The following is a 13,399-nucleotide window of genomic DNA, read 5'->3' on the forward strand; positions in this document are numbered from 1 at the left end:
GCACCCCGCCGCCCGCGCGCCCCCGTTTCCACCCGTACGCCCCGCACTGCGCGCGCATCCCCGTCGCCCGCCCGGAGGATGAACGCGTCCGTCCCTCCGACCCCGGGAGCAGCGGTGTCCAGACGCGTACGGGCCGGGTGCCTGCTCGCCGCCGGAATGCTGGCCGCGGCGGGGTGCACCGGCGGGGACAAGGGTGCCGCCGCGCAGGGCGCGCCCGGCTCGGCCGCGCCGCCCCGCCCCTCCTTGCAGTGGAAGTCCTGCCCTGCGCCGAGCAGCAAGGAGGGCGTTCCGGCCCGGGCCCCGGGGGACGAGTGGGAGTGCGCGACCCTGCGCGTGCCCCTCGACCACGCGCACCCGGACGGCGACACCCTGGGCATCGCGCTGATCCGGGCCCGGGCCACGGACCCCGCCCACCGCATCGGTTCCCTGGTCTTCAACTTCGGCGGCCCGGGCGGCTCCGGTGTGGCCACCCTGCCGGCCTTCGCCGAGGACTACCGGGACCTGCGCCGCCGTTACGACCTGGTGAGCTTCGACCCGCGCGGAGTGGGCCGCAGCGGCGGGGTGACGTGCCTGGACGACAAGGAGCTCGACGCGTACTACGCGGCCGGTTCGACGCCGCGCACCATCGACGAGCAGAAGGCCCTGGTCGAGCGGGTGGAGAAGTACGCGGAGGGGTGCCGGCGGCACTCCGCGAAGGTCCTCCCGTACGTGGGGACGGCCAACGCCGCCCGGGACATGGACCTGATGCGTCAGGCCCTGGGGGACGACAAGCTGCACTACTTCGGCGTCTCGTACGGCACCGAACTGGGCGGGGTGTACGCCCACTTGTTCCCGAAGAAGGTGGGACGGGCCCTGTTCGACGCCGTCGTCGACCCCACGACCGACCCCGTGGAGAGCGCGCTGGCCCAGGCCCGGGGCTTCGAGCTCGCCCTCGGCAACTACCTCACCGCGTGCGCCGCGACGCACGACAACTGCCCTACCGAGAAGCAGATCGTGTCCCTCCTGGACCGGCTCGGCGAGCATCCGGTGCCCGGCGGGGAGGGGCGGCGGCTCACCCAGTCGCTCGCGACCACCGGCATCGCCCAGTCGCTGTACTCCAAGGAGTTCTGGGACTACCTCACCGAGGGCCTGGAGGACGCCGAGAACGGCGACGGGAAGATTTTGATGGCGCTCGGCGACGCCATGAACGGCCGCGGCCAGGACGGGCATTACAGCTCACTCCAGGCCTCGCTGACGGCGATCACCTGCGCGGACTTCTCCCAGCGCTACACGGCCGCCGAGATCGCCGAACAGGTGCCCCGGTTCCGGAAGGCGTCCCCGGTGTTCGGCCCGTTCATGGCCTGGGGGTTGACGCAGTGCACCGGCTGGCCGGTGAAGGGCGAGTGGCGGACGCCCGACGTGACCGCCAAGGGCGCGGCACCCATCCTCGTGGTCGGCAACACCGGTGACCCGGCCACCCCTTACGAGGGAGCGCGGAGGATGGCGCGAGCGCTGGGCGACGGGGTCGGCGTCGAGATGACGTACCGGGGGCAGGGCCACGGGGCCTACGACAGCGGCAATTCCTGTGTCAAGAAGGCCGTCGACGCCTATCTCCTGGACGGTACTGTGCCGGGGCGCGGCACGGTGTGCTCATAGCACCCATAGCAGATCACACCGTACGGCGAATTCCGCTCTCTCGAATGTCAGTGGCCCGCACTACCATCGCCCGCACACGGGTCGCGGGGGCCCTGCGCCGAGGGGGCGGCACGGCCGCCCGCACGGGCCGGCCGTCCACGGGCGAGAGGAGGGGTGGCATGCGGGACGAGCCCTCGGGGCCAGCGCCGGATCCGGAGCCCGGCCGGCACGCGCGGCGGTTCACCGGCGCCCTGGCCGTCACGGCGTTACTGGCCGCGCTGGTGGCGCTCTGGCAGACACAGTCCGCGCCCCTGGTCGGGCCGGACGGCAACCCCGTACCGCCGACCCCGTCGACGCCGCGGCCCTCGGGCGACGCGTCGGCGCCGGCTCCCGACGATTTCCGGACGGGGTACGGGCCCGGGTCCGAGCGTCCGGTGCGCGCCATCCCCCCCGAGGTCGCGCCGCGCAGACCGTGAGGCGCGCGGAGTACGGGTGGGACGCGCCCCCGAGACGACCCTGGAACGCCCCTGAGAAGCCCCGGAGACCGGGGGTGTTCCGGCCCGCGCCGTCCGACCCCGGCCGTACAGTCGTGGCATGAGTCCATCACGGCCGAGGGCCCTCGCCCTCGCAGGCGCCGCCCTCGCGCTCGTCCTCGCCGCCGCCGGCTGCGGCGCCGGTGACGGGGGCGGGTCCGGGCGCGACGGCGACAGCGGAAAGGACGGGGCGAGCCGCGGCGTCTCCGCACGCGGCTGGAAGCCCTGCGCCGCGCCCACGGCGATCCAGGGCGGCGGCAAGGCCCCCGGCAAGGGCTGGGAGTGCACGACCCTGCCCGTACCGCTGGACTACGCGAAACCGGACGGCCCGACGATCGGGCTCGCCCTGATCCGGTCCCGGGCCACGGACACCGAGCACCGCATCGGCTCGCTCGTCTTCAACTTCGGCGGTCCGGGCGGCTCCGGGGTGGCGACGCTCCCCGAGCTGGCCAAGAGCTACGCCGGGCTGCACGCCCGGTACGACCTGGTGAGCTTCGACCCGCGCGGGGTCGGCGAGAGCGCGGGCGTCCGCTGCCTCGGCGACCGTGAGCTGGACGCCGCCGAGGCGACGGACGCGACGCCCGACGACGCGGCCGAGCTCACCGCGGCCCTCGCCCAGAACAAGCGCTACGTCCAGGCCTGCGACCGCAATTCGGGCAAGGTCCTCCCGCACGTGGGCACCACCGACGCCGCCCGCGACCTGGACCGGCTGCGCGCCGCCCTGGGCGACGACAAGCTGCACTACTTCGGCATCTCGTACGGTACGGAACTGGGCGGTGTCTACGCCCACTTGTTTCCCCAGCGCGTCGGCCGTGCCGTCCTCGACGCCGTCGTGGACCCCTCGCAGGATCCCGTCGAGGGCGCCCAGGCCCAGGCCAAGGGCTTCCAACTGGCCCTCGGCGACTACCTCAAGGGCTGCGCCAAGGGCGCCGCGGCCAGCTCCTGCCCCACCCAGGAGAGCGTCACCACGCTCTTGAAGCGCCTCGACGCCCATCCCCTGCCCACCGCGCGGAAGGGCCGCCCCCTCACCCAGGACCAGGCGGTGAACGGCATCGCCGCCGCCCTCTACGCCGAGGACACCTGGAAATACCTCACCGCCGGCCTCCGCGAGGCCACCGAAAAGGGCACCGGCACCACCCTCCAGCTCCTCTCCGACTCCCTGGCGGGCCGCTCCCCCGACGGCCGGTACAGCAACCTCCAGGCCGCCAACCGCGCCGTCACCTGCGCCGACGCCCAACAGCGCTACACCGCCGACGACATCACCTCCCACCTCCCGGCCTTCCGCACCGCCTCCCCGGTCTTCGGCGAATCCGCCGCCTGGGCCCTCCTCCAGTGCACCGACTGGCCCGTCAAGGGCACCTGGAAGACCCCTGACGTCCACGCTGACGGCTCGGCCCCCATCGTCGTCATCGGCAACACCGGCGACCCCGCCACCCCCTACGAGGGCGCCCGCGCCATGACCGAACGCCTCGGCAAGGGCGTCGGCGTCAACGTCACCTACCGCGGCGAGGGCCACGGCGCGTACAACAGCGGCAACGCCTGCATGACGCGCCTGGTCGACGCCTACCTGCTGGAGGGGAGGGTGCCGAAGGAGGGCACGACATGCTCCTAGGACACGGCCGGCTCCGGGGGTGACGCGCCCGGCTTCGGGCGGGCGCCTGGCGGGTGCCCCGCGCGGGAGGAACGGACCCCCGCTCCGGAGACCTCCGCTCCGAACCGCTCGACTCTTTCCAGCTGTTCGGGATCACTCCGGATCCGGCAGGGCGAGGCACAGGGCCTCCAAGGCGCCCTCGAAGGCGTGATCGGGCGGCGTGCCGTAGCCGATGACGAGGCCGTCCCGCGGCGGCATGCCGCTGTCGGGGTGGCGGTAGGGAGCGAGGCCGGCGAGGGCGAGGCCCTGGCGGGAGGCCGCTCGGACCGCTGCCGGTTCGGTGCCGGGCGGAAGATCGAGCACGGCGTGCAGCCCGGCGGCGATGCCGGCGATCCCGATGTGGGGGGCCTTCGCCCTCAGGACGGCGACGAGCCGGTCGCGGCGGCGCCGGTACGTCAGCCGCATCCGGCGCAGGTGCCGGTCGTAGGCGCCACAGCCGACGAAGTCGGCGAGGGTGAGCTGGTCGGGGACCCCGGTCCACAGTTCGCGGGATCCCTTGACCGCGAGGATGTCGTCCACCAGGTGATCCGGCACGGCCATCCAGCCGATGCGCAGCGCCGGCGAGAGACTCTTGCCGACCGACCCGACGTACACGACGCGGTCGGGGTCCAGTCCCTGCACGGCACCGACCGGTTGGCGGTCGTAGCGGAACTCGCCGTCGTAGTCGTCCTCGATCACCAGCCCTCCGTGGGCCCGGGCCCAGTCGATCACGGCGGCTCTGCGTGCGGGATGCAGCGGTCCCCCGGTGGGGAACTGGTGGGCGGGGGTGAGCAGCACCGCCCGCGCGCCCGTCGCCGGCAGTTCGTCGATCACGGCTCCCTGCCCGTCCACGGTCAGCGGGACGGTACGCCGCCCGGCCTCGGCCAGCAGTGACCGGTGGAAGTCCAGTCCGTACGACTCGACCGCCACCTCACCTTGGAGCACACGGCCGAGCATGCTCAGGGCGTGCGCGAATCCCGCGCAGACGATGATCCGGTGCGGTGCGGTGCGCACACCCCGGGCCCTGGCCAGGTACTCCGTGAGCGCGACGCGCAGTTCGATACGGCCCTGCGGGTCGCCCACGCCGAACGCCTCGTTGGGCGCCGCGTTCAGCGCGCGCCGGGCCGAGGTCTGCCAGGCCGCCCGGGGGAACGCGGCGGCGTCCGGCGAGGTCGGCATCAGGTCGTAGGCGGGCCGGCGGAACCGCGGGGCCGACCGCCGCGAGCGGTCCGGCGGCAACGGCGTGCTGCGCCGGGCGACGTACGTACCCGACCCTTGGCGTGCCGTGAGCCAGCCCTCCGCGACCAGTTCGCCGTACGCCTCCCCGACGGTGTTGAGGGCGATGCCGAGATCCCTCGCGAGGCTCCGGTACGGAGGCAGCCGGGCGCCGGGCGCCAGGCGGCCGGAGCCGATGGCGTCACGGATGGCGCGCATCACCTGCTCGCGCAGGGTGCCTTCTCCGGTGAGCTCCAGATGGAAGTCGGCCCCTGCCCCCGACGCGGACGCCGACCCCGACGCGGGCACCGTCCCCGACACGACCGCATTGCCCCAGTGATTCGCCACAAGAATGCACCATACCGATGGGCTAATCCGCACCTAGTGTTCAGGGCATGACAGCAGTCACGATTCCCCAGCGCATGAACTTCGGCACCGTCGCTCCCAAGGTCTACAAAGCCGTCCTCGCCCTGGACGCCGCCGCCCGCCAGGGCCTCGACCCGGTGCTGCTCGAACTCGTCCAGATCCGCGCGTCGCAGATCAACCGGTGCACGTACTGCATCGAGTACCACACGGGTGACGCCCGCAAGGCGGGCGAGAGCGAGAGCCGCATCTACCAGCTCTCCGGCTGGGAGGAGTCCAGCCTCTACACGGCCAAGGAGCGCGCCGCCCTCGCCCTGACCGAGGCGATCACCCGGCTGCCCGACGGGGTCCCGGACGCCGTGTACGAGGAGGCCGCCCGGCACTTCGAGGAGCAGGAGCTGGCCCAGCTCATCGCGCTCATTTTCACGGTCAACGTCTGGAACCGGATGAACGTCACCACCCGCAAGACCCCGGGAACCGAGTAACCCTTCCGCCGGACGCCCCTCCGGCTCCCCTTCCTCACCACGGGCGGTGGCCGCCGCGAGGCCGGCCACCGCCCGTGGCGTGTCCGCCCGGCCCCGCTCCCACCCCAGAAAGGACGGCCGACACCGTCATGACCTCCACCGTCGACAATCCGCCCGGCGCGGGGGAGCGTTCACCGCTCAAGGGATGGCTCGCCGTCCTCGCCGTGGCGCTGGGCATCTTCTCGTTGATGACCTCCGAGCTGCTTCCCGTGGGGCTGCTCACCCCGGTGGGCAGCGACCTGGAGGTGTCCGCGGGCACGGCCGGGCTCATGGTGACCGTCCCGGGGCTGGTCGCCGCGGTCTCGGCGCCCCTGGTCACCGTGGCGACCGGCCGTTTCGACCGCCGTCTGGTGCTGGTCCTTCTCGTCGGGCTCGTGGGAGCGGCGAACCTCGCGTCCGCGTTCGCCACCGACTTCGCCCTCGTCCTCGCCGCCCGCTTCCTGATCGGTATCAGCGTGGGCGGCTTCTGGTCGATCGCCGGAGGCATCGCCCTGCGGCTCGTCCCGGAGCACCAGGTCCCCCGGGCGACCGCCCTGATTTTCGGAGGCGTGGAGACCGCCTCCGTCCTCGGTGTGCCCACCGGCACGTTCCTCGGCGACCTCGCCGGCTGGCGCACCGCGTTCGCGGCCGTCGGCCTGCTGGGCCTGCTGGCTCTCGTCTGCATGGTCCGCCTGCTGCCGGACCTGCCGCCGGAGCGCACCCTCAGGCTCGGTGACCTGCCGAGGGCTTTCACCACCGACTCCGGTGTCCGGGTGGGCATCGCCCTGACGTTCCTGATCGTCACGGGCCACTTCATCGCCTACACGTTCGTCCGCCCCCTGCTGCACGAGCGCGGCGTCGGCGACAGCGGCACCAGCCTGCTCCTGCTCGTCTTCGGCATCGCCGGCATCTGCGGCAACTTCGCCGCCGGCGCCCTGATCGCGAGACGTCTGCGGCAGACCATCGGCGCCATGGCCGCACTCCTGGCCACGGCCATGGGCCTGTTCGCCCTGGCCTCCGCAGACACCGCACTGTCCACGGGAGCCCTCGTCCTGTGGGGACTCGGCTACGGCGCGGTCCCGGTGACACTCCAGACCTGGATCCTCGACGTCCGGCCCCAGGCGACGGAAGCCGTGTCGGCGCTCTACGTCTCCGCGTTCAACGTCTCCATCGCCCTGGGCGCCCTGCTCGGCGGGCTGGCCGTCGAGTCGCTGCCCCTCACCAGCGTGCTGTGGCTCGGCTGCGGGCTCGCACTCCTCGCCCTGCCGACGGGACCGTGGCCGAGAGACCCGATCACCGGACGGGCGGCCGCTAAACGCAGGGCCGGGGCCTAGCCGTTCCGCTCGCCGAGGGAGCCGAGGGATACGCCACGAGGATGTACGCCCCCGCCACGCCGCCAGTCGCCGTCACTCCGCCACCGGCAGCCGGTACTCCAGCTCGTACAGGTGCCCCGCTTTGACCATGACCGTCACCTCGATCGGCCGCCCGTGATCGGAGCGGACGACGCGGAAGATCCGCAGGACGGGCACCTCACCGGGGAGTTCGAGAGCGACGAACTCCTCGGAGGTGGGCGGCCGGACGGACACCCGGTCGACGAACTCGCCCGGCGGGACCCCGATTTCGGTAAGCAGCGTGGGGCTGCCTCCGGGGATGCGGCGCCGGTCGGCGAGACGGGTGCCCCGCGCGAGGTCCGCCGGGTAGTACGAGTGCACGAGTTCGGCCGGTTCGTCGTCGAGCAGCATGAGGCGCTTGCGGAGCACGGTCCGCGCGCCGCGCGGCAGCTCCAGGGCGGCCGCGACGTCGTCGGGCGCCGGGACGTCCGACACCTCCAAGATCCGGTTCGTCCCCGTGCGCTCCCGCGCGGCCGCGTGCCGGGTCCACCAGTAGGGCGCGCCGGGAGCGGAAGGCGGCATGGAGGACGCGGGCTCGATGACGTGGTTCGGCTCCTCGCGGACGAAGACGCCCTTGCCGGGCCGGCCGACGACGATGCCCTCGGCCTTGAGCAACCGCAACGCCTTCTGCACCGTCGTGCCGACCACGCCGTACTCGTCCATGAGCTGCTGCGTGGAGGGCAGCTTGCTCGCGGGCTCCAGGCGCCCGGACATGATCTGGTCCCTGATACGGGCCGCAATCTGCTGATGGGCGGGACGCGGGTCCTTCCAGCGCGTCATGTTCAGCCGATCCGCATCCGGTAACGCACCGTTCGGTTCCGCGCGTTCATCACCATCTCGCACACTTCCGTCGGAACGTCGCCGTCGGCGAGTACGAGCCGCGACACGACCAGCACGGGCTCGTGCTCGCCGAGACGGAGGAGGGCACGTTCGTCGGCTGTGGGCATCCTGCAACCGACCCCCTCCTCCACCTTCTTCGCCAGGTACCCCAGCTCGGCCAGGAAGGTGACGGCGCCGCCGGGGATCTTCCCGGGCCCGGCCAGCGGGGTGCCCTCCGCGATGCGGCCCGGGTAGTGGGATGTGACGATCTCGACGGGCGCGTCGTCGAGCAGCACGAGCCGGCGCCGGAGCACCGCGCTTTCCCCGTCGGCGAGTTCGAGTGCCCGGGCCACATCGCCGGACGGCGTGACGACCCCGGCCTCCAGCAGCCGCTGCCCACCCCGGCCCTTCCGCTCGGCGGCCTCCTCGGCCCACGCGTCGGGCCGCCCGTGCCCTCGCGGAACCAGGTATCTCGCGGACTCGCTCTCCCAACGCTGCGCGGACACCGTCTCACCCCTCTCCGAAGAGCCCCAAGGTAGCGCGAGATTCGGCGCGACCAACCGCGAGCGTCGCCGCCTCACGGAACCCGAAGCGGATGCGCCTGCGCGCGCACCACACGGCGCCGAGGGAGCCGCGCCTCGCTAAAAGCGCCACGCCGTGCCCCGAATCCTCGCGATACCCAAGACGAGGGACCGGGCTCGGGTTTGAGACCGGCCCTGGCGCTCCGGGTGACGCCCGGAGCGCCGGGGCGGGCGTGGACGCCGCGCGCCTACGCGGACGGGCGTGCGAACGGCGGCCGTACGCGCTGATAGCGGGCTTGTTGACCGCCTCCCGCCGTGTCGGCAGTTCTGGTCCCGGCAGGCCGGGCGACATTGCCGACCGAGCGAGGACCGGCGCGGCTCCGAGGCCCGTCGGTACGCCCCCGGAGGCTCGGCCGCCGGCGGGCACCACGCTCCGCCACCCGCCGCTCCCGGCCTCCCCCGCTCCCGACCGCTACGAGGACAAGGACGCGCGTGAAGAACCGCAACAGAAGTGACACGACCCGCCGTTGGGCGCTGCTCGTGGCGGCGCCCGTGGGCGTGACCGGGCCGGTGGCGGCCCTGCCGGAAGCCGGTGGCGCGGCGGCGCCGGCCCCCCGCGAGAAGGTCGTCACCGATGTGAGCGGCTGGAGACCTCCTGCCGGGGTCACCACGGCCACGGTCTACCTGTGGGGCCCGGGAGGGTCCGCCGGCGGCGGAGGAGGCGGGGGCGGCGCCGGCCCCCTGGTGACCAAGAACGTCCCGACACGGGGGAAGGGCGGCGGAGGCGCGGGCGGCCAGGGAAGCGGCGGGCCCTACGTCGTCTGCAAGCTCACCGTGGACCCCTCGAAGACGTACCGCGCGGCCGCCGGAACGCCGGGCCCCGCCGGGCGCCCCGGCGCCGAGGGCGCCGGCGGCGGTCTGGGCTTCTACGGGCGCACGGGCCAGGCCGGTACGGACGCGGGCCGGGCCAAGAACGTCACCTACTTCATGGAGTCCGGCGGCAGCCGCCACCTCGCCGAGGCGGAGGGCGGGGAACCGGGCCACGGCGGGCGCCCCGGCCAAGGCGGGCAAAACGGCGACCGGGGGAACAGCGGCCACGGCGGTCAAGGCGGCCTGCCCGGGGGCCCGAGTCCACAGAGCCGGCAGGGCAAGTGCCTTGAGGGCACCCGGGTCGACGGAGCGCAGGGCCACGCCGGCTGGGGCGGCGGGAAGGGCGGCGACGGGGGCGCGACCCGCTTCAAGGACACCGACGCCCACACCGTGCCCGGCACCGGAGGGAAGCTGAACCTCACCCCGGCGGAGCGCACCGAGCCCTCGGACGCGCGGATCGACATCACCGGGCCCGCGCCCGGGAAGACCAAGCGCCCCGACGGCGGCCCGCTGCCGAAGGGCGTCGGATACGGCGGCACCGCGGGCTACGGCGGCCGCGGCGGGCTGGGAGGCACCGACGACGCCCGTGACGGCAGAGAAGGCGCACCCGGCGGCCGGGGCGACGCGGAGGCAAGGGCTACCTCGTCATAACCTGGTGACGAGCGACGGAGCGGGCGCGGGGGCTCCCCCCCGTCCCGCTCCGTCACGCAGGTGAGATGACGGTCCGTCAGCCACTCGCCCGACGCCACCCGCGAAAGCCCGCCCGCCCGCTCAGTACACCGGCTTGTGCGGCTCCACCTGGTTGACCCAGCCGATGACGCCGCCGCCCACGTGCACCGCGTCCGCGAAGCCGGCCGACTTCAAGACGGCGAGGACTTCCGCAGAGCGGACGCCCGTCTTGCAATGCAAGACGATGCGCTTGTTCTGGGGGAGGTCCTGGAGGGCGGTGCCCATGAGGAACTCGTTCTTGGGGACGAGGCGGGCGCCGGGGATGGAGACGATCTCGTACTCGTTGGGCTCGCGGACGTCGATGATGTCGATGTTCTCGCCGTCGTCGATCCACTCCTTGAGCTGCTTGGGAGTGATCGTGGAGCCGGCGGCGGCCTCCTGGGCCTCCTCCGAGACGACGCCGCAGAAGGCCTCGTAGTCGATGAGTTCGGTGACGGTGGGGTTCTCGCCGCAGACCGCGCAGTCGGGGTCCTTGCGGACCTTGACCTGCCGGTACGACATCTCCAGGGCGTCGTAGATCATCAGGCGGCCGACCAGGGGGTCGCCGATCCCGGCCAGCAGCTTGATCGCCTCGGTGACCTGGATGGAGCCGATCGACGCGCAGAGCACGCCGAGGACGCCGCCCTCCGCGCAGGAGGGGACCATGCCGGGCGGCGGGGGCTCGGGGTAGAGGCAGCGGTAGCAGGGGCCGTGCTCGCTCCAGAAGACGGATGCCTGGCCGTCGAAGCGGTAGATCGAGCCCCAGACGTACGGCTTGTTCAGGAGCACGCACGCGTCGTTGACCAGGTAGCGCGTGGCGAAGTTGTCCGTGCCGTCGACGATCAGGTCGTACTGGGAGAAGATCTCCTTGACGTTCTCCGCCTCCAGGCGCTCCTGGTGGAGGACGACGTTCACGTACGGGTTGATGCCGAGCACCGAGTCCCGCGCGGACTCCGCCTTCGAGCGGCCGATGTCGGACTGGCTGTGGATGATCTGCCGTTGCAGGTTCGACTCGTCGACCTCGTCGAACTCCACGATGCCCAGCGTGCCCACACCGGCGGCGGCCAGGTACATCAGGGCGGGCGAGCCGAGGCCGCCGGCGCCCACGCAGAGCACCTTGGCGTTCTTCAGGCGCTTCTGCCCGTCCATCCCGACGTCCGGGATGATCAGGTGGCGCGAGTACCGACGGACCTCGTCGACGGTGAGCTCGGAAGCCGGCTCGACCAGGGGTGGCAGCGACACGGGGTCTCCAGGGTCATCCCCACGGGGGCGGGGAACGTAGAGGCAGCGTTCTGTACTTCCTCTGCAACCCTGCCACGCCCCGGCTCATTCCGAGACACCCGGTCCGATGTTCGAGATGAACTCGTCCCAGTACCCGGGCATGGACTCCCAGGGGTCCAGTCCGTCGCGGTCGGTGCGGTCGGTCATGTAGACCGTGCCGGCGCCCTGCCGGCGGGTGATGAGGAGCGCTTCCTCCAGGTGGGCGCGGGGGACGCTGTGCACGAGGTGGCAGAAGCGGCCGGGCGGGTGGTCGGCCGTCCAGTCGGCGGGACGTGACCAGCGGTAGCGGTTCCAGGGGCCGGTGAACGTCACCAATTGGTCGGCGAGTGCCGCGTATCCCGCGACCGGGTGGCTGCCGTGGAGGAGGACGACGTACGCCCGGTCGTGGAGGGTGCGCAGGGCGCCTGTGACGCGGCGGACGTCGGCGAGCGCGCCGGCGTCGGCCGGGCAGCGGGCCACGGCGAAGCCGTCCACCTTGTACCAGTTGAGGAACCGCTGCGCGTCCGAGAGGAGTTCACCGAACGGCCGGGCGCCGAAGCCGGCGTCGAGGTGGCCGAGGACGCGGACGCCAGCCTCGCGCAGCGGCGCCGCGGCGGCCGTGCAATACGGGTCGGGGCGCGTGCCCGGGCCGCCGGACGCGCTGCCGAGGACCGTCCATTCGAGCGGGAGGTCCGCGCGGCACAGCCGGCCCCACTCGACGGGTGCGACGAGCGGGTGGGCGAACCCGGGGACGCCGAGCCGCAGCGGCGTCTTGGCCGCCGGGAGCGGCCTGCGGTTGCCGGACGAGATCAGATACGACACGCGGCCTCCATCCAGATGTCGGCCAGCGACTCCTCCAGCCCGATCCGGGGCCGCCAGCCGAGCCGGTCGCGGGCGGTACGGACGTCGGCCTGCTGCCAGGCCCCGCAGCCGTCCGGGTACGGGTAGACGGGGGTGGCGCCCAGGTGGGGATCGTCGAGCTCGTGCAGCGCGCCCCCGAAGCCGGCCACGCGGGCGAGCAGCGAGGCGGCCTCGCGCAGCCGGGTGGCCCGGCCGGTACCGATGTTGACGGCGCCCTGGGCGGCGGAGAGGGAGGCCGCGTGCACGGCGCGCGCGATGTCGCGGACGTCCACGAAGTCGCGCTGGACGCCGAGGCCGGTGAGCTTGAGCTCGTTGTCGCCGTTCTGCATGGCCCGCCGCATGGCCTCGGCGAGGCGGCCCAGCGGCGAACCGGCCGGGGTACCCGGCCCGACGGGTGAGAAGACGCGCAGCACGATCGCGTCGAGGCCGGATCCCAGGACGAGTTCGGTGGCGGCGAGCTTGCTGACGCCGTACGGGCCGCCGGGGCGCGGCACCGCGTCCTCGGCGGTGGACGAGCCGGGCTGGGAGGGCCCGTACTCCGAGGAGCAGCCCACCTGCACGAGGCGCGCCCCGCAGCCGCTGCGGCGCAGCGACTCGCAGACGGTGGCGACGGCCACGGTGTTGTGCCGGGTGAGCTCGCGGGCGCCGCCGCGGGTGGCGCCCGCGCAGTTGATGACGACGCCGGGGTGTACGGCGTTGAGGAACCGGGTGAGCGCGCCGGGGCTGCCGGTGGCGAGGTCGAAGCGGACGTCGGCGTCGTCGCCCCGGCCGAGGGCGGTCAGCTGGACGGCGGGGTCGGCGAGCAGACGGTCGGCGACGAAGCGGCCGAGGTAGCCGTTGGCGCCGAGCAACAGGACCCTCATCGGTCTCCTCCTCGCGCTCGCCCGGGACGGCCGGTGGTGACGGCGGCTCCGGGGGCCGGGCCGGTGGGACTGATCGGGCCGGACGGACCGGTGGTGTCGAACAGGCCGGCCGAGTCGATCGGGTCGGTCGAGCCCGTCGGGCTGATGAGGCCAGTGGGATCAACGGTCATGGTGGGTGCTCCTCTGACGGGGATGTGCGGGGGGCTCGGCACCGCCGGGACGGAGGGGTCGCGGGGACCTGAGGGAGG

13 protein-coding genes are annotated in these 13,399 nt (G+C 73.3%); 6 read left to right on the forward strand and 7 right to left on the reverse strand.

The window, feature by feature from the left end; genetic code table 11:
* The first annotated feature begins 78 nt into the window (after positions 1-78).
* From ACSNOK_RS22185 to ACSNOK_RS22195, 3 genes are all read left to right on the forward strand, one after another.
* Complete coding sequence (locus ACSNOK_RS22185) at positions 79-1,635, forward strand: alpha/beta hydrolase (protein ID WP_436782495.1); 1,557 nt, start codon at positions 79-81, stop codon at positions 1,633-1,635.
* 158 nt (positions 1,636-1,793) lie between these two features.
* Positions 1,794-2,090, forward strand: a complete 297-nt coding sequence (locus ACSNOK_RS22190) for a hypothetical protein (RefSeq protein ID WP_436782496.1) — start codon at positions 1,794-1,796, stop codon at positions 2,088-2,090.
* A 118-nt stretch (positions 2,091-2,208) separates the two neighbouring features.
* Complete coding sequence (locus ACSNOK_RS22195) at positions 2,209-3,759, forward strand: alpha/beta hydrolase (protein ID WP_436782497.1); 1,551 nt, start codon at positions 2,209-2,211, stop codon at positions 3,757-3,759.
* 132 nt (positions 3,760-3,891) lie between these two features.
* On the opposite strand, the gene ACSNOK_RS22200 is transcribed toward ACSNOK_RS22195, so the two are convergent.
* Positions 3,892-5,301, reverse strand: a complete 1,410-nt coding sequence (locus ACSNOK_RS22200; RefSeq protein ID WP_436782506.1) for a PLP-dependent aminotransferase family protein — start codon at positions 5,299-5,301, stop codon at positions 3,892-3,894.
* Between the two features lie 113 nt (positions 5,302-5,414).
* On the opposite strand from ACSNOK_RS22200, the gene ACSNOK_RS22205 reads away from it, so the two are divergent.
* Entirely contained in the window at positions 5,415-5,840 is a 426-nt protein-coding gene (locus ACSNOK_RS22205; RefSeq protein WP_436782507.1) for a carboxymuconolactone decarboxylase family protein, read from the forward strand.
* 128 nt (positions 5,841-5,968) lie between these two features.
* Positions 5,969-7,192, forward strand: coding sequence for an MFS transporter (locus tag ACSNOK_RS22210; protein WP_436782498.1), 1,224 nt, complete (start codon positions 5,969-5,971; stop codon positions 7,190-7,192).
* A gap of 72 nt (positions 7,193-7,264) precedes the next feature.
* On the opposite strand, the gene ACSNOK_RS22215 is transcribed toward ACSNOK_RS22210, so the two are convergent.
* Positions 7,265-8,029, reverse strand: a complete 765-nt coding sequence (locus ACSNOK_RS22215) for a GntR family transcriptional regulator (protein ID WP_436782499.1) — start codon at positions 8,027-8,029, stop codon at positions 7,265-7,267.
* A gap of 2 nt (positions 8,030-8,031) precedes the next feature.
* Positions 8,032-8,574 (reverse strand): UTRA domain-containing protein, encoded by a 543-nt coding sequence (locus ACSNOK_RS22220; protein WP_436782500.1) that lies wholly within the window; start codon positions 8,572-8,574, stop codon positions 8,032-8,034.
* A gap of 507 nt (positions 8,575-9,081) precedes the next feature.
* Between ACSNOK_RS22220 and ACSNOK_RS22225 the strand changes: the two genes are divergently transcribed.
* Positions 9,082-10,110, forward strand: a complete 1,029-nt coding sequence (locus ACSNOK_RS22225; protein ID WP_436782501.1) for a hypothetical protein — start codon at positions 9,082-9,084, stop codon at positions 10,108-10,110.
* Positions 10,111-10,230: 120 nt separating this feature from the next.
* On the opposite strand, the gene moeZ is transcribed toward ACSNOK_RS22225, so the two are convergent.
* The 4 genes from moeZ to ACSNOK_RS22245 all read right to left on the reverse strand — a co-directional run bounded on the left by moeZ (position 10,231) and on the right by ACSNOK_RS22245 (position 13,321).
* Positions 10,231-11,409, reverse strand: a complete 1,179-nt coding sequence (moeZ, locus tag ACSNOK_RS22230; RefSeq protein ID WP_436782502.1) for an adenylyltransferase/sulfurtransferase MoeZ — start codon at positions 11,407-11,409, stop codon at positions 10,231-10,233.
* A gap of 84 nt (positions 11,410-11,493) precedes the next feature.
* Positions 11,494-12,249 carry a spherulation-specific family 4 protein gene (locus tag ACSNOK_RS22235; protein WP_436782503.1) on the reverse strand — a complete coding sequence of 252 codons (756 nt, stop codon included), beginning with the start codon at positions 12,247-12,249 and terminating at the stop codon, positions 11,494-11,496.
* The gene (locus ACSNOK_RS22240) at positions 12,237-13,151 is read right to left on the reverse strand and encodes an NAD-dependent epimerase/dehydratase family protein (RefSeq protein WP_436782504.1); all 915 of its coding nucleotides are present in this window, start codon (positions 13,149-13,151) and stop codon (positions 12,237-12,239) included. The genes ACSNOK_RS22235 and ACSNOK_RS22240 overlap by 13 nt, the downstream gene beginning before the upstream one ends.
* On the reverse strand, positions 13,148-13,321 hold the full coding sequence (locus tag ACSNOK_RS22245; protein WP_436782505.1) for a hypothetical protein: 174 nt from the start codon (positions 13,319-13,321) through the stop codon (positions 13,148-13,150). Before ACSNOK_RS22245 ends, ACSNOK_RS22240 begins: the two co-directional genes overlap by 4 nt.
* Positions 13,322-13,399: the final 78 nt, after the last annotated feature.

The sequence above is a fragment of the Streptomyces sp. URMC 126 genome, from assembly GCF_051386555.1.
In the GTDB taxonomy this organism is placed as follows: domain Bacteria; phylum Actinomycetota; class Actinomycetes; order Streptomycetales; family Streptomycetaceae; genus Streptomyces.

Excerpts from the sequence above, each read along its gene's own strand:
- ACSNOK_RS22185 (WP_436782495.1), top strand. The coding sequence starts at position 79 with ATGAACGCGTCCGTCCCTCCGACCCCGGGAGCAGCGGTGTCCAGACGC.
- ACSNOK_RS22190 (WP_436782496.1), top strand. The coding sequence starts at position 1,794 with ATGCGGGACGAGCCCTCGGGGCCAGCGCCGGATCCGGAGCCCGGCCGG.
- ACSNOK_RS22195 (WP_436782497.1), top strand. The coding sequence starts at position 2,209 with ATGAGTCCATCACGGCCGAGGGCCCTCGCCCTCGCAGGCGCCGCCCTC.
- ACSNOK_RS22205 (WP_436782507.1), top strand. The coding sequence starts at position 5,415 with ATGAACTTCGGCACCGTCGCTCCCAAGGTCTACAAAGCCGTCCTCGCC.
- ACSNOK_RS22210 (WP_436782498.1), top strand. The coding sequence starts at position 5,969 with ATGACCTCCACCGTCGACAATCCGCCCGGCGCGGGGGAGCGTTCACCG.
- ACSNOK_RS22215 (WP_436782499.1), bottom strand. The coding sequence starts at position 8,029 with ATGACGCGCTGGAAGGACCCGCGTCCCGCCCATCAGCAGATTGCGGCC.
- ACSNOK_RS22240 (WP_436782504.1), bottom strand. The coding sequence starts at position 13,151 with ATGAGGGTCCTGTTGCTCGGCGCCAACGGCTACCTCGGCCGCTTCGTC.
- ACSNOK_RS22245 (WP_436782505.1), bottom strand. The coding sequence starts at position 13,321 with ATGACCGTTGATCCCACTGGCCTCATCAGCCCGACGGGCTCGACCGAC.